Origin of the sequence: Nonomuraea cavernae (assembly GCF_040655715.1) — a bacterium.
In the GTDB taxonomy this organism is placed as follows: domain Bacteria; phylum Actinomycetota; class Actinomycetes; order Streptosporangiales; family Streptosporangiaceae; genus Nonomuraea; species Nonomuraea cavernae_A.
In genome coordinates this window covers 184,793-204,659 of record NZ_JBFAKL010000014.1, presented here as the reverse complement: position 1 = coordinate 204,659, position 19,867 = coordinate 184,793, and the positions used below count along the sequence as shown (strand labels likewise).

21 protein-coding genes and 1 pseudogene are annotated in these 19,867 nt (G+C 68.7%); 16 read left to right on the top strand and 6 right to left on the bottom strand.

Annotated features, from left to right (window positions below; all coding sequences use genetic code 11):
- The first annotated feature begins 88 nt into the window (after positions 1-88).
- From AB0I38_RS21975 to AB0I38_RS21955, 5 genes are all read left to right on the top strand, one after another.
- The gene (locus tag AB0I38_RS21975; protein ID WP_358470839.1) at positions 89-520 is read left to right on the top strand and encodes a hypothetical protein; all 432 of its coding nucleotides are present in this window, start codon (positions 89-91) and stop codon (positions 518-520) included.
- A gap of 347 nt (positions 521-867) precedes the next feature.
- Entirely contained in the window at positions 868-1,104 is a 237-nt protein-coding gene (locus tag AB0I38_RS21970; RefSeq protein ID WP_358470836.1) for a hypothetical protein, read from the top strand.
- Positions 1,101-1,430 carry a hypothetical protein gene (locus tag AB0I38_RS21965; RefSeq protein ID WP_358470833.1) on the top strand — a complete coding sequence of 110 codons (330 nt, stop codon included), beginning with the start codon at positions 1,101-1,103 and terminating at the stop codon, positions 1,428-1,430. Before AB0I38_RS21970 ends, AB0I38_RS21965 begins: the two co-directional genes overlap by 4 nt.
- A 284-nt stretch (positions 1,431-1,714) precedes the next feature.
- Positions 1,715-2,827, top strand: coding sequence for a winged helix DNA-binding domain-containing protein (locus AB0I38_RS21960; RefSeq protein WP_358470830.1), 1,113 nt, complete (start codon positions 1,715-1,717; stop codon positions 2,825-2,827).
- Between the two features lie 371 nt (positions 2,828-3,198).
- Positions 3,199-3,651, top strand: a complete 453-nt coding sequence (locus AB0I38_RS21955; RefSeq protein WP_358470827.1) for a hypothetical protein — start codon at positions 3,199-3,201, stop codon at positions 3,649-3,651.
- 246 nt (positions 3,652-3,897) lie between these two features.
- Here the strand turns inward: AB0I38_RS21955 and AB0I38_RS21950 are convergent, their stop codons facing one another.
- Positions 3,898-5,082 carry a cytochrome P450 gene (locus AB0I38_RS21950; protein ID WP_358470824.1) on the bottom strand — a complete coding sequence of 395 codons (1,185 nt, stop codon included), beginning with the start codon at positions 5,080-5,082 and terminating at the stop codon, positions 3,898-3,900.
- Positions 5,083-5,286: 204 nt separating this feature from the next.
- Between AB0I38_RS21950 and AB0I38_RS21945 the strand changes: the two genes are divergently transcribed.
- Complete coding sequence (locus AB0I38_RS21945) at positions 5,287-6,474, top strand: sensor histidine kinase (RefSeq protein ID WP_358470821.1); 1,188 nt, start codon at positions 5,287-5,289, stop codon at positions 6,472-6,474.
- A 384-nt stretch (positions 6,475-6,858) separates the two neighbouring features.
- On the opposite strand, the gene AB0I38_RS21940 is transcribed toward AB0I38_RS21945, so the two are convergent.
- From AB0I38_RS21940 to AB0I38_RS21930, 3 genes are all read right to left on the bottom strand, one after another.
- The gene (locus AB0I38_RS21940) at positions 6,859-7,584 is read right to left on the bottom strand and encodes an alpha/beta hydrolase (protein ID WP_358470818.1); all 726 of its coding nucleotides are present in this window, start codon (positions 7,582-7,584) and stop codon (positions 6,859-6,861) included.
- Positions 7,585-7,846: 262 nt separating this feature from the next.
- On the bottom strand, positions 7,847-8,767 hold the full coding sequence (locus AB0I38_RS21935; protein WP_358470815.1) for a serine protein kinase RIO: 921 nt from the start codon (positions 8,765-8,767) through the stop codon (positions 7,847-7,849).
- 165 nt (positions 8,768-8,932) lie between these two features.
- Positions 8,933-9,415, bottom strand: coding sequence for a hypothetical protein (locus AB0I38_RS21930; RefSeq protein WP_358470812.1), 483 nt, complete (start codon positions 9,413-9,415; stop codon positions 8,933-8,935).
- Between the two features lie 179 nt (positions 9,416-9,594).
- Here AB0I38_RS21930 and AB0I38_RS40415 point away from each other — a divergent pair.
- Positions 9,595-9,782 (top strand): annotated as a pseudogene (locus AB0I38_RS40415) (hypothetical protein); the annotation flags it as partial.
- Entirely contained in the window at positions 9,779-10,654 is an 876-nt protein-coding gene (locus AB0I38_RS21925; protein ID WP_358470809.1) for a response regulator, read from the top strand. The pseudogene AB0I38_RS40415 and the gene AB0I38_RS21925, both read left to right, overlap by 4 nt.
- A 4-nt stretch (positions 10,655-10,658) precedes the next feature.
- Here the strand turns inward: AB0I38_RS21925 and AB0I38_RS21920 are convergent, their stop codons facing one another.
- Entirely contained in the window at positions 10,659-11,111 is a 453-nt protein-coding gene (locus tag AB0I38_RS21920; protein WP_358470806.1) for a hypothetical protein, read from the bottom strand.
- Between the two features lie 415 nt (positions 11,112-11,526).
- Here AB0I38_RS21920 and AB0I38_RS21915 point away from each other — a divergent pair, with 415 nt between their 5' ends.
- The 8 genes from AB0I38_RS21915 to AB0I38_RS21880 all read left to right on the top strand — a co-directional run bounded on the left by AB0I38_RS21915 (position 11,527) and on the right by AB0I38_RS21880 (position 19,180).
- Positions 11,527-12,372 carry a fumarylacetoacetate hydrolase family protein gene (locus AB0I38_RS21915; protein ID WP_358470803.1) on the top strand — a complete coding sequence of 282 codons (846 nt, stop codon included), beginning with the start codon at positions 11,527-11,529 and terminating at the stop codon, positions 12,370-12,372.
- Positions 12,369-13,664: an L-fuconate dehydratase gene (locus AB0I38_RS21910; RefSeq protein ID WP_358470800.1), complete on the top strand. Its 1,296-nt coding sequence runs from the start codon at positions 12,369-12,371 to the stop codon at positions 13,662-13,664. Before AB0I38_RS21915 ends, AB0I38_RS21910 begins: the two co-directional genes overlap by 4 nt.
- A complete protein-coding gene (locus tag AB0I38_RS21905; protein WP_358470797.1) occupies positions 13,661-14,395 on the top strand; it encodes an SDR family NAD(P)-dependent oxidoreductase in 735 nt (244 codons plus the stop codon). Before AB0I38_RS21910 ends, AB0I38_RS21905 begins: the two co-directional genes overlap by 4 nt.
- A gap of 67 nt (positions 14,396-14,462) precedes the next feature.
- Positions 14,463-15,488 (top strand): sugar ABC transporter substrate-binding protein, encoded by a 1,026-nt coding sequence (locus AB0I38_RS21900; protein ID WP_358470794.1) that lies wholly within the window; start codon positions 14,463-14,465, stop codon positions 15,486-15,488.
- Positions 15,489-15,538: 50 nt separating this feature from the next.
- Positions 15,539-16,966: a sugar ABC transporter ATP-binding protein gene (locus AB0I38_RS21895; protein ID WP_358470791.1), complete on the top strand. Its 1,428-nt coding sequence runs from the start codon at positions 15,539-15,541 to the stop codon at positions 16,964-16,966.
- Positions 16,963-17,952 (top strand): ABC transporter permease, encoded by a 990-nt coding sequence (locus tag AB0I38_RS21890; protein ID WP_358470788.1) that lies wholly within the window; start codon positions 16,963-16,965, stop codon positions 17,950-17,952. Before AB0I38_RS21895 ends, AB0I38_RS21890 begins: the two co-directional genes overlap by 4 nt.
- The gene (locus AB0I38_RS21885) at positions 17,952-18,257 is read left to right on the top strand and encodes an L-rhamnose mutarotase (protein ID WP_358470785.1); all 306 of its coding nucleotides are present in this window, start codon (positions 17,952-17,954) and stop codon (positions 18,255-18,257) included. The genes AB0I38_RS21890 and AB0I38_RS21885 overlap by 1 nt, the downstream gene beginning before the upstream one ends.
- Entirely contained in the window at positions 18,254-19,180 is a 927-nt protein-coding gene (locus AB0I38_RS21880; protein WP_358470782.1) for an aldo/keto reductase, read from the top strand. The genes AB0I38_RS21885 and AB0I38_RS21880 overlap by 4 nt, the downstream gene beginning before the upstream one ends.
- 224 nt (positions 19,181-19,404) lie before the next feature.
- Here the strand turns inward: AB0I38_RS21880 and AB0I38_RS21875 are convergent, their stop codons facing one another.
- Positions 19,405-19,857 carry a GNAT family N-acetyltransferase gene (locus AB0I38_RS21875; RefSeq protein WP_358470779.1) on the bottom strand — a complete coding sequence of 151 codons (453 nt, stop codon included), beginning with the start codon at positions 19,855-19,857 and terminating at the stop codon, positions 19,405-19,407.
- Between the last annotated feature and the right edge of the window lie 10 nt (positions 19,858-19,867).

Genomic DNA, 19,867 nt, shown 5'->3' with positions numbered 1-19,867 from the left:
ACGTTGGCGCGTCGGCCTTATCTCGAAACCTTGATCAGATGATTCGGGAAGGTACACCCCTTCCCGTCAGATCCACAGGTTTCGATCATTGCTCCTGGCGGCGTCGGTGGCATACGTACGGACCGAAGTCTTCTTCGCCACGCACACCTATGGGGCGGGACTACGAGCCCTCGAATTCGAAATCGACCTCCTTCGCACGCGTAAGGACACGAGCCTCCAGTACATGGGCGTGCTGGGGTCGCTGCACATGCGCGCTGCCGTTGTCGCAGCGCGCGCCGGTCAGGTCGAAGACGCCTTGAGCCATCGTGTCGAGGCTCAGCGGCTCGGCGGCATCGTCCCCGAGGGCGTTTATTACGGGACGGCCTTCGGGCCGGACTCGGTGCGCATTCACGAGGTCTCGCTCGCCGACAGCCATCTTCGGCCTGCTCTCGACATCGGGGACACCTGGGCACCACCATCCAGCATGCCCGCCGAACGCCGGAGTGGCTTCTTCATCGAATTGGCGCGTGCCCGACTGTGAGCCGGCATGAGAGACGCCGCCTTCGACGCGTTGAGAAGCGCACGCCGGATCGCACCGCAACACACGCGCGAGCACCGTTGGGTGCGCGAGGACGTCGAGACGCTCCTGCGCCTCCACCGCGCCAGCAGTGACGAATTGTGCGGCTTCGCCGAATGGCTTGGCTTGTCCTAACAGCCTCTGCGTGACACACGCTGTGTCACTTCACGCTTACGCTGCGCATCAGAATTGGGGTCGTTCAAGCCGGTGACGCAGGTAGGAGCCTCAAGACCACTGCCTGCATGAAGCGGACCCGCCAGCGATGCCCTACATCGCCGACGGGTCCCTGATCAGGATGGTGGTCCTGACCCATGACACACGATAGGGCCGTAGCCGCCGCTCGTCCGGTGTTCGCCGGGTGGCGGATCATGCGCAGCGACGCCGGACGGTTGTGGGCGACCCGCGAGCAGGCGTTCCCCCGGGCCGTTGAGGACGCGGGTGCGCACCGTACGGTCGACGCCGACGACCTGGTGGGGTTGTGCCAGGTCATCGCGGAGCAGGAGGGCATCGCCGAGCAGGCGTGCCCGGCCGTATGGACGGTCCGGTGACCGCGTCCGCCGTCGTTCTCGCTCCGCCTGATGTCCTCACCGACGAGGACTGCCCGGGGATTTCGCCGCATCCGGCCGTGCCTCGCTCCGGGCGTACGGCGCTGTGGTGGATCGAGCAGGGCCTTGGGCCCGATCGGGTCGTCGCGTACACCTGCTCCTGCCGGATGACCGCCTATGAGCTGGTCTCCTGCGGCGGCGTCTACCAGATCCGCCGCCTGACCCTTCCTCGGCAGGATGTGCCGCCCGTGTCCTGGACGGCTGAGCGGTGGCGCCGCGAGGAGGCGTACGAGTGGTGGCGCCGCCTGCTCGCCGGTCAGGCCCGATGAGCCGCCCAGCCGGTCGGTTGTCGCCTCGGCCGGCGGGGCCGCGGGCGGCCTGACGACACCCAGGGGTTCAGGCCGCCCGCCCGTAAGGCCCGCCCCGCACCCCCACCGCCGCTGTCCTGCCACCTGAGCCACCCGCCTCCCACTAGCCCTCATAACGAGGCGAGTACCGGTTACGAGTGTCGTCTTCGTCGAAGCGCCCTGCCCACCCTGGCTCACCAGCAGGCGATCACATCGTCGGATTGTCGGTGGCGAAGGCTACGGTGAGGGCGAGGAGGCGGTAATCGGTGGAACTCTCCCCCCAACAAGTGCTCGGCCTGCGGATGTCCAGCCTGCTGCTACGAGCGTCGCCCGGCGGCGCCGGGCGGGCGACGGGCGTGGCCGAGGTGGTGACCTGGCTTGGGGCGATGCAGGCGCAAGACCTGGCCAGCGGTCTGTGGTCGTTCGGCGCGCGATTGCCTGGATACACCGCCGCCGACGTCACCGCCGCGCTGGAGCGGCGTGAGGCGCTGCGCACGTGGCCGATGCGCGGCACCATCCATTTCGTCCCGTCTCGCGACGCCCGCTGGATGCTCGAATTGATGGGCGTCCGGGTGCTGAAGGGCGCGGCGCGGCGGCGCGAACAACTCGGTCTCCCGGAGGAGACCGCCGTTCAGGCCATGGAGGTGCTGGGCGCGGCCCTGGCCGGTGGCGGGCGGCTGAGCCGGTCGGAGTGCCTGGCCGTGCTGGCCGGCAAGGGCATCGACACCAGTGGCCAGCGCGGCTACTACCTGCTGTGGCACGCCAGCCATCGGGGCCTGCTGTGCATCGCCCCCAACATCGGCAAGGAGCAGAGCTTCGTGCTGCTCGACGAATGGGTCCCCGACCCGCACCGGCCAGAGCGCGACGAGGCGCTGGGCACTATCGCCCTGCGTTACTTCCGCGGCCGCGGGCCGACCACCCGGCAGGACTTCGCGGGCTGGACCGGCCTGACCGCGGCCGACGCCAAACGCGGCATCGCCGTGGCCGGCGACGCGCTGGCCCGGGTGACCGTCCAAGGGGTGGAGACATACCTCGACGCCGCGCTCCTCGACACCGCGCTTCCCCTGGCCGGCGACGACGAGGTGCTCGTGCTGCCGGGGTTCGACGAATACCTGCTGGGCTACAAGGATCGCTCGCTCATGGTCGCCGACGAGCACAAGGCGGCCATCATCCCCGGCAACAACGGGGTCTTCCAGTCCACCGTGGTACGCGCCGGCCGGGTCGTGGCCACCTGGAAACGCACCCTCGCGAAGAGCCGGGTACAGATCGCCGTTCAGCCGCTCTTACCGCTCCACAGAAGCGACCGGGCGGAGGTTGAGCGGGCGTTCGAGCAGTACGCGCAGTTCGTGGAACGCACCCCGGAGGTGCGCTGGCCATGACCCGTCGCGTGTTCAGGCAGTGCTGACCCTGCGGCCACCGCATGATTCCGATCACCCGTCTCGACCCTCGCGATGATGCCTGCGACCACACTCTCCGTTCATGCGCTCGATGCCGCCGCTGCCATTCGAGTTCGAGAAGTGGGGCGACGAGGAGCTGTGGGCGGCCATCGAACGGCGTCGTGGTGAGGAGGCCGCCGGGCAGGGCCAAGAGGCTGACGAGTATCCGACCTGCGGAGTCCGGGATCACGAACTCCGTGCCGCTGCCGGACTTCTCCGAGGTCGCGCGACGCGTCCTGTCCGCGCAGTCGGACCTGGGCATGCCGAACGAACAGACGCCAACTCAACGATGACGGAATCGACGAAGGAGCACAGTGGATCTCAGATCGGCGCCGGAGCGGAGGCTCGGACCGCACCCGTTGACCGAGGATGGGATCGCAGCTCTGCTGGCCCGTTACGAGTTCGGTGACTCCTGCCTCCGCCGCGTCATCCTTGATCAGGAATACGGTCCGAAAGCAACGCGGGGACGGGTCGCCAGGCTCATGATCGACGCCAGAGTCGTGAGCGAGGATTTTCGTTGGGAACCGGTGTTGCTGGAGTTGCTCGACGTGCGGCGGTTTCGCATCGATGAGAGTGTGGGGTTCGCTTGGGTGCTCTACAGTCCCCCGCAATTCACCCACTTCGATGGGCTGTTGCAGGTGGACTTGTGCGCCGAACGCTTCGGGAGCCTGCGCCCGGAGAACGGTGAGGAAGTCTTCGAGGGCTCCGACTTGGTCTTCGCAGCGGCCGGAGGCACCTGGAGTGCCCTGCATTCGTGGGATCAGTGAGATTGTCGTCGATTGCGTGTCGCGCTCACGTGGCATCGCCTGGCCTCAGACTGTGGCATCTCTTCGGGCCTGTATGGGCATGTCGCGGTGAGAGGTGGGGCAGGCGCCGGCCAGGTGGCGAGGAGTGACCTCACAGCTCGCGGACGGCCTGATAACTCAGACCACCGCCGCGGCTTTTAGGACGGCAGCCAGCGCCAGGACAGCCGCCCCTGCCCGTTCATCCGCAGGAGCCGCGTCCCTGTGGCCCTAGCTCAGCTTGACGGGCAGTTCCTTGATGCCGTTGATGAAGTTGGAGCGCAGGCGGCGGACCTCGCCGGTCTGGCGCAGGCGGGGGTAGCGCCGGGCCAGCTGCTCGAAGAGGATCCGCATCTCCAGCTTGGCCAGGTGGTTGCCGAGGCAGAAGTGGGCGCCGCCACCGCCGAAGCCGATGTGCGGGTTGGGGGTACGGCCGATGTCGAAGACCTCGGGATCGGTGAAGACGGAGGCGTCCCGGTTGGCCGAGGAGTAGAAGACGACCACCTTGTCGTTCTCGCGGATCTGCTTGCCGCCGAGGGTCACGTCCTGGGTGGCCGTGCGGCGGAACAGGTTGACGGGGGAGACCCAGCGGACGATCTCGTCGGAGGCAGGGGCGGCCAGCGCCGGGTCCGCGACCAGGCGGTCCCACTGCTCCGGGTGCTCGAAGAGGGCGAGCATGCCGCCCGAGGCCGCGTTGCGGGTGGTCTCGTTGCCGGCGACGACCAGCAGCAGGACGAAGAGGTCGAACTCGTTCTCATCGAGCGTCTCGCCCTTCTCGTCGGGCTGGATGAGCTTGGTGACGATGTCGTCCCTGGGGTTGCTCCTGCGCTGGGCCGCCAGCTCGTTGGCGTAGGCGTAGACCTCCATGGCCGCCGCCTGGCCCTCGTCGGGGGAGTCGGCGTAGTCGGGGTCCTCGGCGCCGATCATGCGGTTGGACCAGCCGAAGATCTTGTCCCGGTCGGTGACCGGGGCGCCGAGCAGCTCACAGATCACGTACAGCGGCAGCGGGGCCGCGATCTCGGTGACGAAGTCGATCTCACCGGAGGCCTTGTCGAGCAGGTCATCGCAGATGTCGCGGATGTGCTGTTCGAGGGCGCCGATCGTGCGGGGCGTGAACCCTCGGTTGACCAGCGAGCGCCGCCGCGTGTGCTCCGGGGGGTCCTGGTTGAGCATCATCATCCGTTGCAGCGCCCGTTGCTCCTCCGGCATCTCGTTGAACAACGCCAGCCGTCGATGGGAGGAGAAGAGCTCGGAGTGCCGCGACACGTGGACCACGTCGTCGAAGCGGGTGACGGCCCAGAACGGCGGATCGCCGTCGTGCCGGTGCACGGGATCGGCTTCGCGTAGCCAGCGGAGTTGCTCGTGGGGTGGTCCGGAAGCCGCGTACTGGTCCTGGTCGACGAGGTCGATCCGCACAGAAGTTCACCTCAGGCGATTTGATCAAACGCTTGGTTGAGACCGTACTGAAACGTGTTCTATTACGCTACACCGTCGCCGTCAACCGCCGCCTGCTCCGACTTGGACGGGCCGGCCGCTCCTCTGGGAGTCTGGAGTGCCCGAGCGTGCACTGCGGTACGCCTGCCTGTGGCGCGGTCAGGGCCAGGGCCGTAGCGTACGATCATGGTGCGGCGGGCCTTGGATTGGTGGAGTGATCACCCCCAGCTGGCCGATGCGCTGCTGGCGGCGATCGCGTGCGCGGTCCTCCTCGTGGAGGTGCCCTACAGCGACCAGACCATCGCCCACCCCGAGCGGCTGCCCCTGACGTTCTGGGGCGACCTGCTGGCGTATGCGGCCTTGGCCTGGCGGCGCCGGTTCCCGGTGCCGGTGCTGGGGCTGGTGTGGACGTTGTGGTTGATTGGCGGCCGGTGGGACATCTGGGCGGAATGGAACGCCGCGTGGTCGGAGCTGAGCACGCCGACCGCGTTGATGCTCGTGCTCTACACCAGTGGGCGATGGACGTCCTCCGCATGGACGGGTCTGTTCCTGGGCGGGACGCTGCTGCCTACGGCGCTGACGGTCGTGCGGATGTGGGCTGGGCCGTTGCCGTTACCGCTGCCCGATCCTCCTGATGACCTGTACGTGGTGTCGTTCGTGACCTGCTTCGCCGCGTGGGGGCTGGGGAGACTGCGGCGATCGGAGGCGGAGGCCGTGGCCCGTGCGGTGGTCCGCGAGGAGGCGAGTAGGACGCAGGCCGCGCTGGCCGAGGAGCGGATGCGGCTCGCCCGGGAGTTGCATGACATCGTGGCGCACAACGTGAGCGCCATGGTGATCCAGTCGGCAGGGGCGAACGCCGCGCTGCTGGACGATGACAAGGTCAGTGCGAGCGCGGCCGTTGAGACGATCGGGCACGCGGGCCGGACCGCTCTGGCTGAGTTACGGTTGCTGCTGGGCTTTCTGCGGGAGAGCCCGACGGCGCCGCGGCCCGGCATCGACGCGATCCAAGCTCTGGCCGAGTGGCTGCCGATCGAAGTACGGTTTCAGATCGAAGGCGAGGCCCGTCACGTTCCGGCTGAGACGGGGTTGGCCGCGTACCGGATCGTGCAAGAGGCCTTGACGAACACGCTCAAGCACGCTGGGAAGGATGCCAGCGCCGAGGTGTCACTCCTGTACGTCCCTGAGGGGCTGCACATCCAGGTCACCGACGACGGCGTGGGCAGCGCCGATCGCTGGATGGGGGCAGGTCGATTCGGGCACGGCCTGATCGGCATGCGGGAGCGCGCCGAGATGTCCGGCGGCACGGTGGACGCGGGTGCGCTGCCCGGCGGCGGGTTCCGGGTCGAGGCGACCCTGAGGTGGACCGATCCGTAAACATCTCTGGCCTGAGGGAAACGCATGTCCGAACGCTCCCCCTGCCCTCCTCCGATGCCCAGGACGGTTTATCGCGCCGTGCGCTGGGCGGTTTGATCGGCGGTGGCGCGCTGGCCGCCGTAGCCGCGACGGCCGCCGCTTCGCCGGCCGTCGCCAGTACCGGTACGACTATCTGTACGACCTCGCGCGCAGGGCGTCGGCGTCAAGGTGCTGGCGGGCATCGCGGCCGGCGAGCACACCGAACGCTCCCTCATCCTCGACCTGGCCCTCGTGCATCTGCCGGCCACCGCCATCGAGGAGGGCCGGGACCTGTCCTCGATAGCGGCATCCTGGCCGGCACCGCCTACCGTCTGCTGCCGGCCTGACGGCGGGGCCGGCCGGCGGCTAGCTCAGGTGCCGGGCGAAGAACCGGGCTCCAGCGTCGATCTCGAATGACGGGACGCCGGTGTGCCCGCCCATATTGGCGTGCAGCGTCTTCTCCTTGGAGCCGAAGGTGTCGAACAGGTCCAGGGCCAGCTGCCGGTCGTTTCCTTCGTCGTCCCACTGCAGCAGGACCTGGAGCGGAATGGTGACCTGGCGGGCCTCCTCGAACAGGGTGGCGGGCACGAAACTCCCGGCGAACAGATTGGCGGCCGAGATGCGCGGCTCGGCCACCGCCAGCCGGATGCCGATGGCGATCGCTCCCCCCTCGTACCCGACCGGGCCGCCGATCTCGGGCAGCGAAAGGAGGGCGTCCAGGGTGGCCTGCCATTCCGGGACCGCCTTTTCGACCAGCGGGAGGACGAGCCGGTCGACGATCTCGTCGACCGGCTCGCCGGCCTCCATCGCCCGGAGCAGGTCGGCACGGGCCTGCTCGGCGGTGGCCGAACGGGGCCGGTCACCGCCCCCGGGGAGCTCGATGGCGGCCGCGGCGAAGCCGTATCCCGCCGCGTAGTGCCGGGCCCGGGCCGCCAGCCGGGGGTGCATCTGGTGCAGTCCGCCAGGGTGGCCGCTCAGGATCAGCGGCGCCGGTGCGGATGCGGGCGTCCACAGGATGCCGGGGATCTCGCCGAGAGTGAATTCGCGTTCGAGGACGCCGTCGTCGAGGCGCCGTTCAGAAGTGAATCGCATGGTCGTGCCTTTCGGGAGTGCTCTTGAACGGCGCTCCCGGACGACCTATCGCCCGACCGTGACCCCGGAGGGGAGCACCCATGTCGATACTGCGTTCACGGGTACCACCTCCTCGTTCTCTCGCACGGCCTCCGGAAAAGTAGCAGTGGTCGCCGTGGTCCGCCAACGGGTTTTTGCGGAGGCTCCCCCCGCTCACTTCGCCGCACTGCTGTAGGTTCCGGAGACCTGTCGGTGTCCGAGTGTGTTGTCGTGCAGAAGGCGATCAGAACACCATCGTGAGCAGGTCGGCGAACAGCTCTTGTTCGTCGATCTCGAGCCCGCGGTTCGTGAACCACGTGGCCATGTTGTGGCAGTCGCGCATCAGGAAGTCCATGCCCTTCGGGTTGCCGACGATGTCGACGACCTGGGGCAGGTCGATCATCACGATCCGCTCGGCCTGCGCGAGGACGTTGTACGGCGAAAGGTCGCCGTGCGCGAGCCCCGCGCGGGCCAGTTCACGCATGCCGTTGCGGAGCTGCTCGAAGTACACACCCAGCAGCTCCTTCGACGGCCGGACCTGGGCGAGCCGGGGCGCGGCACCGCCCTCGCCGTCGTCGATGAACTCCATCAGCAGCTCGGTGCCGTCCACCTGCACGGGATACGGCACCGGGACGCCGGCCTCCCACAACCGGTTGAGGGCGTCCCATTCGGCGTATGCCCACTGACCGGCCGCGACACTGCGGCCGTGCGAGGTCTTCTTCGCCATCGCCCGGCTGTCACGGCTGTTACGGGTACGGCGGCCTTCGACGTACGACGTACTGCGGTGGAAGGACCGGTGCTCCTCGGTGCGGTACCGTTTCGCGGCCAGCAGCGAAGACTTCGCCGGGTTGTCGCCGATGGCTTCGACGGCCCGTTCGAGCAGGAAGACGTCGGCTTCCTTGCCGGTTTTGAGGACGCCGAGCTCGGTGTCGATCGCAGCCTGTTCCGTCACAACCCACGAGGGGTGTGGCTCCGGGCCGCGAGAACCCCGCTCGACCTCCAGCCAGGTGGACCACCGCTGATCCGGGCCCAGCTCCTCGTCGACCGAATGGAACGTGAAGACGAAGGCTGCGGCCGGATCTGGCTGGGACTCGTCACCGGTGAATTCGGACCGGCGGGAGTCGAGGTCGGAGTAGGTATCAGAGAGTTCGTACTCGGAAGACAACGGGTGTGCTCCTGAACAAAGAGGTGGGACTGATGCGGACATGCCGCAGTGCAGTGATGGCCATCCGTCAGCCCTCCTTAGTTCAGGCAGCGCTCTCCGCCGCTCGATCGACCCAGCATGCCCCGCCCTTTTCGGACCCCGCAACGTATTTATCGGAGCTGCGACTTAGGGGTGCCAGCCCCACGTGCAGGCCCAGGACCGGTTGTATGGCTTGACGCAGGCTCGGAACTTGCGGCTGCCCGCCTTGTCGACGGCACGCGTGCTCCACGTGGTGTGCCCGGCCGTCACGGTGCCGTGGCAGGCCCACCAGGAATTGGTGCCGTCGTCCGACCAGTCCAGCGAGATCTTGTCGCCGGCCGAGAGACCCGTGCCCCACACCCACCAGATGCGTGCGCCGTTGTACTCGATGTGCGTGCTGCGATACAGGTTGACCACCTCGGTCGATCCGTCGTATCCCCGCCGAGCCACATGGACGCGCTCATTCTGCGGCACGTAGGCGTAGGGGTTGAGGCCGGCGCCGTTGTTCGGACCGCAGGAGAGCCCCAGCGAGTCCGCTGCGGCGGCAGACGCGGGAGTGACGTTCGCGAGTAGGCCGGCCAGTGCCAGCACGATGACGGTGGTGCGGCGTAATGGGGGATGCGTACTCATCGGGAACCTCCGAGGAGACCCCCGCCGTCAGGCGGGGGAGGAATCGGACCCCTGCGGAGCAGGGCAGGGGTAGGCGATTCGCCGCCAGGCGGATCGCCGTCGAAACGCCGCACGACACCGCACGGTTCGGTAGTGTGTTCGACGGTGGCGATGACCAAGCCGCCGGATGAATGATCGGCAACACCCTCGCCGCAGGGCTTGCGGAGAGGCGAAACGCCTGTGGAGCCGGTGTAAGACCTCAACGAGAGTCCTCTCGGGCGGGCGACCGGCGGTGAAGCAGGAAGCCCAACCGGCGACGGTTGGAATCCCGGTTCTTCAGAGCCGGGAGGATGTCAAGTGGTGTCCCTTTCGCTCGGGTGAAACGTGACCACCGGCGTCGTCAACGACTGTGTCCAGACGACGCCGGTGAGCGGTCCTCGTGGCCATGGGTTGATCGGCTTGAAAGAACGAGTCAAGCTGTACCGAGGCATTTTCGAAGCAGGCCCCCTTCCCGCGAGCTGGTTCACGGTCACGGCCGCCATTATCCCCGCCCGCGGCGGCGAGGGCCGCCGACCATTGAAGGCTTGGCGCATGATCTCCGTGCTCGTCGTCGATGACCAGATCCTGATCCGCGCGGGGCTGGCCGCGCTGATCCGGGCCGCGCCGGGGCTGGCGGTCGCGGGCGAGGCGGCCTCCGGTGAGGAGGCGGTCAAGCTGGCCCTGACGACCCGGCCCGACGTCATCCTGATGGACATCCGCATGGCGGGCATGGACGGTATCACCGCTACCGAGCAGATCCTCACCGACGTGAGCGCCCAGCAGCCCAAGGTGCTGATCCTGACGACCTTCGATCTGGACGAGTACGTTTACAACGCGCTGCGGGCGGGGGCCGCCGGGTTCCTGCTCAAGGACACCCCGCCGGAGCGAGTACTGGCCGCCATCCACACGGTGGCGACAGGCGACACCCTTCTTTCGCCCGCCGCCACCAAACTGCTGGTGGAGGCCTTCATCAACCCAGCACCGCGGTCGGCGCCGCAGAACCTGACCTCTCGCGAAGCGGAAGTGCTCCACCTCGTCGGTCGGACCATGTCCAATCACCAGATCGCCGATCACCTTCATATCTCTGAGGCCACCGTCAAGACCCACCTCAATCGCTTGATGGCCAAGCTGGGCGTGTCGAGCCGCGCTCAGGCGGTGGCCCTGGCGTACGAGTACGGGTTGGTCACACCTCGCTGCAACCCGCGTCCCGATCCTGAGTGACCGCCTAGTCCAGATCCCAGTCCGGGCCCGGGTCAGTGCTGTTGCCCCAGGAGGTGCAATCCCAGGAAGTGGTCTTGACGCAGGCGCGGAAGTAGCGACCCTCGGTGCCCTCGTTGACCGCTCGTGACGTGACCGAGTCATACCCGCCGGCGACGGTGGCGTGGCAGTTCTTCGTCACACCCTGGTAGGTCCAGTCCAGCGAGACGGTGTCGCCGCCGCTGAGCTGATCGCCCCACACCCAGTAGATCCAGCCGTATTGGTTGGTGATCTTGCGATACAGGTGCACCCAGCCGTAGCCGCTCGGGCCCGACTTCTTGGCCACCCAGTCGTTGGTTCCGGGGAAGCTGTAGGGCCACAGGTTGCGCCCGCACGACAGGTCGGCGGCCTGCGCGTCGGCCGCGGGGGCCAGGGTGGCCATGGCCGTCGCCAGGACGACCAGAACGCGTTTGATCCTCATGAAACCTCCGCAGGGGTTCGGTGCACCCAGTAAAGGCTCATGAACCACGACTGCCATCAGCTCAGCGCTTGAACTTCGCGCTACCCCTCCTGGTCTACTGGCCTCCACCCCTGGCGGTATGGCCTGTCATCAAAGATCTTGTCACCACGCAGGCAGCGCCTGCTTCGGGGGAGCGGTCGAGTCATCGGGTCTCTGGCGATCACGAACGGCTCGACGTCAGACGCCGCGACAGGCGCCGCGAACGGGTGGAACGTCGTTTCTGCTGGTAGAGACCCTCCGGGTGCTGCGCGGAGAGGGATTTGGGTAAAAAGTCTCACTGGTCCGATGTTTCCGTTGTTGGGGTATTGACATCGCTAAGGCTGGGCAGGAGCATCGGGGGGCTGAGACATCCGATGTATGACTGTAGGGATGCGGTGTGAAGCTGCTGCGAGTAGGACCTGTCGGCCAGGAGCGGCCGGTGGTGATGGACGCCGCCGGAAACCTGCGCGACCTCGGGGAGCCCGAGATCGACGGTGCTTTCCTCGCCTCCGGGGGAGTGGCGCGCGTCCGGGACGCGCTGGAGCGCGACGCGCTGCCCGTGATCGACGCCGAGGGTCTGCGCGTCGGTGCCCCCGTCGCGCGCCCCGGGAAGATCGTGTGCATCGGCCTCAACTACCGCGACCACGCCGCCGAGTCCGGCGCCGAGCCGCCCGCCGAGCCGGTCGTCTTCATGAAGGCCGCCGACACCATGATCGGGCCGTACGACGAGGTGCTGGTGCCCCGGGGCAGTGTGAAGACCGACTGGGAGGTGGAGCTCGCCGTCGTCATCGGCAGCCGGGCCCGCTACCTCGGCAGCCGGGAGGAGGCGCTCGGCGTCATCGCGGGATACGCGGTGTCCAACGACGTCTCCGAGCGGGAGTTCCAGCTGGAGCGCGGCGGCCAGTGGGACAAGGGCAAGTCGTGTGAGACGTTCAACCCGCTGGGGCCCTGGCTGGTCACCGCCGACGAGGTCGCCGACCCGCAGGCGCTGGCCATGAGGTTGTGGGTCAACGGGGAGCGGCGGCAGGACGGCGACACCAAGAACATGATCTTCGACGTGGCCGAGATCATCCGCTACCTGAGCCAGTTCATGGTGCTGGAGCCGGGCGACGTGGTCAACACCGGCACCCCGGCGGGGGTGGCCATGGGCATGCCGGGGCAGCCGTACCTGCGCGCCGGTGACGTGATGGAGCTGGAGATCCAGGGGCTCGGGCGGCAGCGACAGGCCGTGGGCCAGGCATGACGGCTCCCGGCTACCGGATCGTGCGGATGGAGACGCATGACATCCGGTTCCCCACCTCGCGCGATCTCGATGGTTCCGACGCGATGAACCCCGACCCCGACTACTCGGCCGCCTACGTGGTGCTCACCACCGACGACGGGTTCGAGGGGCACGGCTTCGCGTTCACCATCGGCCGTGGCAACGACGTGCAGACCGCCGCCATCGGCGCGCTGGAGCCGTACGTGATCGGCAGGGACGTCGAGGACCTCGGCGCGCTGTACAAGGAGATGGTCAACGACTCGCAGCTGCGCTGGCTGGGGCCCGAGAAGGGCGTCATGCACATGGCGATCTCGGCCGTGGTCAACGCCCTGTGGGACCTGCGGGCCAAGCGGGAGGGCAAGCCGGTCTGGCTGCTGCTGTCGGAGATGACGCCCGAGCAGGTCGTCGGCCTGATCGACTTCCGCTACCTGAGCGACGCGCTGACCCCGGAGCAGGCCCTGGAGATCCTCAGGCGGGCCGAGGACGGCAAGCAGGAACGGATCGCCCGCCTGCGCGCCGAGGGCTACCCCGCCTACACCACCTCCCCGGGCTGGCTCGGCTACGACGACGACAAGCTGAGGCGGCTCTGCAAGGAGGCTCTCGACGAGGGGTTCGGCCAGATCAAGCTCAAGGTCGGGGCCGATCTCGAAGACGACCGGCGCCGCTTCAGGGTGGCGCGTGAGGTCTGCGGGCCCGACTTCCCGATCGCGATCGACGCCAACCAGCGCTGGGACGTGGCCTCCGCGATCGAGTGGATCGACGCGCTGAGTGAGTTCGCCCCCCACTGGGTGGAGGAGCCGACCAGCCCCGACGACGTGCTCGGCCACGCCGCCATCGCCGAGGGCGTGAAGCCCGTTCCGGTCGCCACCGGCGAGCATGTGCAGAACCGGATCGTGTTCAAGCAGCTCCTGCAGGCAGGAGCCATCTCCTACCTGCAGATAGACTCCGCACGAGTCGGCGGGGTCAACGAGAACATCGCGATCCTGCTGCTCGCGGCCAGGTTCGGCATCCCGGTCTGCCCCCACGCCGGCGGCGTCGGGCTGTGCGAGCTGGTGCAGCACCTGTCGATGTTCGACTATGTCGCGGTCAGCGGCTCCACGGACGGCCGGGTGATCGAGTACGTCGATCACCTGCACGAGCACTTCGTCACCCCCGTCGTCATCGACAACGGCAGGTACGTCACCCCCACCGCGCCGGGCTTCAGCGCGGAAATGCACCCCGAGTCGATCGCCGCCCACAGTTTCCCGGGTGGCGAGGTCTGGAAGGACGCATGAGTCTCAGAGCGATCGTCACCGGCGGCGGCTCAGGCATCGGCCTGGCCACCGCGAAACTGCTGGCCGAGCGGGGCATGAAGGTGGCCTGCCTCGACCTCGACCCGCCCGGCGAGCCGTTCGTCGGGATCCGGGCCGACGTCACCGACGACGCCGCGGTGCGGGCGGCGGTGGCCGAGGCGGCCGAGCGGCTCGGCGGCATCGACGTGCTCGTGAACAACGCGGGCATCGGCGCCCAGGGCACGATCGAGGACAACCCCGACAGCGAGTGGCAGCAGGTGTTCGACGTCAACGTGCTCGGCATGGTCCGGGTCAGCCGGGCGGCCCTGCCGTACCTCCGCAGGTCGGAGCACGCCTCGATCGTCAACACCTGCTCGATCGCGGCGACCGCCGGCCTGCCGGCGCGGGCGCTCTACAGCGCGACCAAGGGAGCGGTGCTGTCGCTCACCCTCGCGATGGCGGCCGACCACGTCCGCGAGGGGATCCGAGTCAACTGCGTCAACCCCGGCACGGCCGACACCCCGTGGATCGGCCGGCTGCTCGACAAGGCCGACGACCCCGAGGCCGAACGACAGGCGCTGAACGCCAGGCAGCCGATGGGCCGCCTGGTCAGCGCGGAGGAGGTCGCCGCGGCGATCGCCTACCTGGCCGGCCCGGAGGCCGGCGCGACCACCGGCACCGCCCTCGCGGTCGACGGTGGCATGCAGGGGCTCAGGCTCCGGCCCACCAACTGAGACATCACATTTTTCAGGGTCGCCCCCGCCCGGGGTGCCGGCCCGACGAGGAAGGTAACCCCCAACGATGAAGATCGGCCCCGTGGTCGCAGGCGCGGCCCTCCTGGCCGTCATCGCCGCGTGCGGTGACAGCACCCCGACGGCGAGCGAAGGAGGCGGTGGAGGGAAGATCGGCGTCGACCACCCGCGAGCCGACTCCGACTTCTGGAACTCCTACATGAAGTACGTCCCGCAGATGGCCGGCGAGCTCAAGGCCGACCTGATGCAGGCGACCAACTCCCAGAACGACGTGACCAAGCTGGTCAACAACGTCCAGGCGCTGACCGGTCAGGGCGCCAAGGCGATCATCATGGCCCCGCAGGACACCGGCGCCATCGCCACCACGCTGCAGACGCTGGAGAACAAGAAGATCCCGGTCGTCACGGTCGACACCCGGCCCGACAAGGGCAAGGTCTACATGGTCGTACGCGCGGACAACCGGGCGTACGGGACCAAGGCCTGTGAGTTCCTCGGTGAGAAGCTCGGCGGCAAGGGCAAGGTCGTCCAGCTGATGGGCGCGCTGAGCTCGATCAACGGCCGCGACCGGGCCGAGGCGTTCGGCGAGTGCATGAAGACCAAGTTCCCCGGGATCACGGTCTTCGACGAGCCGACCGAGTGGGAGGGCAGCAAGGCCGCGTCCATGCTGCAGACCCGCCTGGAGCAGCACCCCGACGTCAAGGGCGTCTACATGCACGCCGGCGGCGTCCACCTGGCGCCCACGCTGCAGGTGCTGAAGCAGAAGAACCTGCTCGTCGCGCCGGAGGACCCCAAGCACGTCTTCGTGGTCTCCAACGACGGCATCCCGCAGGAGTTCGAGGCGATCCGCAAGGGTGAGATCGACGCCACGATGTCGCAGCCGGCCGACCTCTACGCGAAGTACGCGGTGTTCTACGCCAAGGCGGCGCTGGAGGGCAAGACCTTCAAGCCGGGCCCCACGGACCACGACAGCACGATCATCGAGCTGCCCAACGGTCTGGAGGACCAGCTGCCCGCTCCGCTGGTTACGAAGGACAACGTGGATGACCCGGCTTTCTGGGGCAACCAGGTCAAGTAATGAAAACTCATGTTGAAGCCCGAAATGTCGTGAAACGCTTTGGTCCGACCGTGGCGTTGAACGGCGCGAGCATCGCGATCGCCGAAGGCGAGACCCACGCGCTGCTCGGCAGGAACGGCGCGGGCAAGTCCACCCTGGTGTCGATCCTCACCGGGCTCCAGCGGCCGGACGAGGGCGAGGTGCTGTTCTCGGGAGAGGCGGCACCCGCCCCCGCGGACCGGGACGCGTGGCGACGGCAGGTCGCCTGCGTCTACCAGAAGCCCACCATCATCCCCACCCTGACGGTCGCGGAGAACCTGTTCCTCAACCGCCAGACCGACAGCGGGATGATCAAGTGGCGGGCGTTGCGGGCCAAGGCCCGCGAACTGCTCGCCACCTACGAGGTGGACGTCGACGCCGAGGCGCTCGCCGGTGACCTCGACGTCGAGCAGCGCCAGCTGGTGGAGATCGCCCGCGCGCTGTCGTTCGGCGCGCGGTTCATCATCCTCGACGAGCCGACGGCCCGCCTGGACGGCCCCGCCATCGAGCGCCTGTTCGTCCGCATGCGGGCACTGCGCGAGCAGGGCGTGACGATGATGTACATCTCCCACCACCTGGACGAGGTCTACGAGATCTGCCAGAGCGTCACGGTCTTCCGCGACGCCCGGCACGTCATGACCAGGCCGGTCGACGGCCTCCCGCACGACGACCTGGTCGCGGCGATGACGGGCGAGGCCACGGTCGCGTACGAGTCCCGCTCCCGCACACCGGGCGAGAAGGTCGTGCTGTCCTCGGCGGGGCTGACGCTGGCCGGCCGCTACCAGGACGTCGATCTCTCCGTCAGGTCCGGGGAAGTGGTCGGCCTGGCCGGCTCCGCCAGCAGTGGCAAGGTCGGCGTGGCCGAGACCCTCGTCGGGCTCCGCAAAGCCGACTCGGGCACGGTCGTCGTCAACGGCGCCCGGGTCAAGCCGGGCGACGTCCCCGCCGCGCTCAAGGCCGGGCTCGGTTTCGTACCCGAAGACCGGCACCACGAGGGCTTCGCCCCGCTGCTGTCCGTGGGCGAGAACGCGACCATCCCGATCGCCCGCAAGCTCGGCCGGTTCGGCACCGTGTCACCGGCGAAACGGCGCGCCAAGGCCGTACAACTCATCCAGGACCTGGACATCAAGACCGAGGGGCCCGACCAGCCCGTCGGCGACCTGTCCGGCGGCAACGCGCAGAAGGTGGTGTTCGCGCGGGCGCTGGTCGACGAACCCACCGCGCTGGTCGTGATCAACCCGACCGCCGGCGTAGACGTCAAGGCCAAGCAGGCCCTGCTCGGCGCCGTCGAGGACGCGGTCGAGCGGGGCGCCGGAGCCGTGGTGGTCTCCGACGAGCTCGACGACCTGCGCATCTGCGACCGCGTCCTGGTGATGTTCCACGGCAGGGTCGTGAAAGACGTGCCACGTGGCTGGACCGACCACGAGCTCGTGGCCGTTATGGAAGGCATTCAACCGTGACCACACTGACTGCGCTCACCCCGAGGTTGCGGCTGGCCAGGTTCCGCGATCTGACCCTGGTGCCCGTGATCGTGCTCCTGCTGATCGTGGGCGCGTTCCTGGACCCGATCTTCCTGACTACCGGCAACCTCACGAACGTGCTCCAGCAGCAGGCGTCGATCTCGCTGCTGGTGCTGGCCGAGGCGCTGATTCTGATCTCCGGCAAGTTCGACCTGTCGCTGGAGTCGACCGTCGGCATGGCCCCGGCCATCGCGGTAATGCTGGTGATCCCCGCGTCCGCCGGAGGGTTCGGGCTCGGCCTGCCCGGCATGCTGGTGATCCCGCTCTGCCTGCTGGTCGGCGCGGCGGTCGGTGCCTTCAACGGATTTCTGATCATCAAGTTCCAGCTGTCGGCGTTCATCGTCACGCTGGCCATGCTGATCATCGTGCACGGCCTGCAACTGGGCCCCACCGAGGGCAAGACGCTGTTCGAGCTGCCCGAGTCGATTCTCTACCTGGGCAGCGCCACCTGGCTCGGCCTGCCGGCGTCCATCTGGATCGCGGGCCTGCTGTTCGTGGCGGGCATCGTCGGGCTGGGCTACTTCAGGGTCGGCCGTTCCCTCTACGCCATCGGCGGCAACCCCGACGCCGCCCGCGCCGCCGGCATCCGGATCGACCGGGTGCTGTGGGGCGTGTTCATCGTGGGCGGCATGCTGGCCGCGCTCGCCGGCGTGCTGGAGACGGGACGCCTCGGCGCCATCGGCTCCGGCCAGGGCGTGGGCTGGATCTTCATGGTGTTCGCCGCGGCCGTCATCGGCGGCGTCAGCATGGACGGCGGCAAGGGCACCATCCTCGGCGCGCTGACCGGTGTGCTGGTCATCGGCCTGGTGCAGAACATCCTCACCCTCAAGGGCGTCTCGGGCTTCTGGCAGCCGGTCGTCTACGGCTTCATCATCCTGGTCGCCCTCATGATCAGCCGGGTCGCGGGTGGAAAGGCGCAGGATTGATGCAACGGCTCGCGCTCCGCACCCGGCTGAGGCCCGGCTGTGCGGAGATCTACGACCGGGAGCACGCGAGCGTCCCCGCCGAGCTGGAGCAGGCCATGCGTGAGCACGGCCTGCACTCCTGGCGGATCTACCGTGACGGCCTCGACCTGTTCCACTTCGTCGAGGTCGACGACTACGCCGCCCTGCAGGCCGCCCTGCGCGACCACCCCGCCGACCAGGCCTGGCAGCGGCGGATGAACCAGCTGCTCGACGGCGACTTCGACAAGGGCACGGGCGGGCTCACGCTGGTGTGGGAGCTGACGTGACCATCGAGCTGCCCCGCTTCGGGCTCGGCACGGCCCCGATCGCCGGCCTGTTCCAGGCGGTGACCGACGAGCAGGCCCGCGCCACGGTCGACGCCGCCTGGGACAGCGGCGTCCGGCTGTTCGACACCGCCCCGCACTACGGGCTCGGCCTGGCGGAGCGTCGCCTGGGAGCGGCGCTCGCCGGCCGGTCCGGCTACCTGCTCTCCACCAAGGTCGGCCGGCTGCTCGTCCCGTCCGGCAGGGACGGCCGTGACGACGAGGGCTTCGACGTGCCCGCCGACGTGGAGCGCAGATGGGACTTCTCCCGCGACGGCGTACTGCGCTCCCTGGAGGAGTCCCTGACCCGGCTCGGCGTGCCGTCCGTCGACATCGTCCTCATCCACGACCCGGACGAGCACATCGAGCAGGCGCTCACCGAGGCCTATCCGGCGCTGGCCGAGCTGCGTGCCCAGGGCGTGGTCAAGGCCATCGGCGTCGGCATGAACCAGTGGCGGGCGCCGCTGCGGTTCGTCCAGGAGACCGACATCGACCTGGTCATGCCGGCCGGGCGTTACACCCTGCTCGACCGCTCGGGCCTCCCGCTGCTCGACGCCTGCGCCGAGCGCGGGGTCCGGGTGCTCGCCGCGGGGGTCTTCAACAGCGGCCTGCTGGCCACGCCGGCCCCGTCCGGCACCTTCGACTACCTGCCCGCTCCCGCTGCCCTGCTCGACCGGGCCCGGCGCCTCGCGACGATCTGCGAGTCGTACGGCGTGACACTCCCGCAGGCGGCGATGGCCTTTCCGCTGCGTCACCCGGCGGTCGCCTCGGTCGTGGTGGGCGCCCGCGCACCTGAGGAGATCACGGCCAACACGGCCCTCTGGCGGCAACCGATCCCCGAAGCCCTCTGGCCCGCCCTGGAACAGGCTCAGCAGCAGAAGGCGTAACTCACGATCCGGCGGGGCGCCCACCGTCCCCCGAACACCGCCCTGTGCGGTGCGTTGGTCGCAGAGGCGATGGTGCGTTGGTCGCTAGTGCTGTGGTGCGTTGGTCGCACGGTTGGTGGTGCGTTGGTCGCTGGTTTCGTGGTGCGTTGGTCGCACCTCTGGTGGTGAATCGGTCGCCATGGAGGTGGGGGATCGGCCGGGTGCGACAGGCCGCTGTCGGTGGCTCAGCCGGGAAAGGCGTAGTGGACCACCCACAGCCCGGGGAGCACCTCGTCCTCGCCCCGGAGCGCGAACCCGAGCCGTTCGTAGAGCGTCCGGGCGGGCAGGTTGGCGCGGCCGGTGGACACCGTGATCGCGCGGCCGCCCGCCCTGCTCATGACCTCCTTGACCAGGGCCCTGCCGACACCGCGCCGGTGCGCGCCGGGGTGCACGACCAGCCGGTCGACGTCCACCTCCCGGGCCGTCTCCGCCCACGCCACGGCCCCTACCAGCCGGCCGTCGTCGTTCACGGCGCCCAGCCAGCGCAGCGGCTTCGAGCGCAGCTCGTCCAGGCTCTCGTGCAGCGGCGGGATCCGCTCGTCGCCGATGATCTCCGCCTCCACCGCGTACGCGGCGCGCTGCAACGTCAGCAGCTCCTCACCGAGGGAGCTGTCAGGGGAGGTCTCGGTGATCCGCATCCGGCGAGTA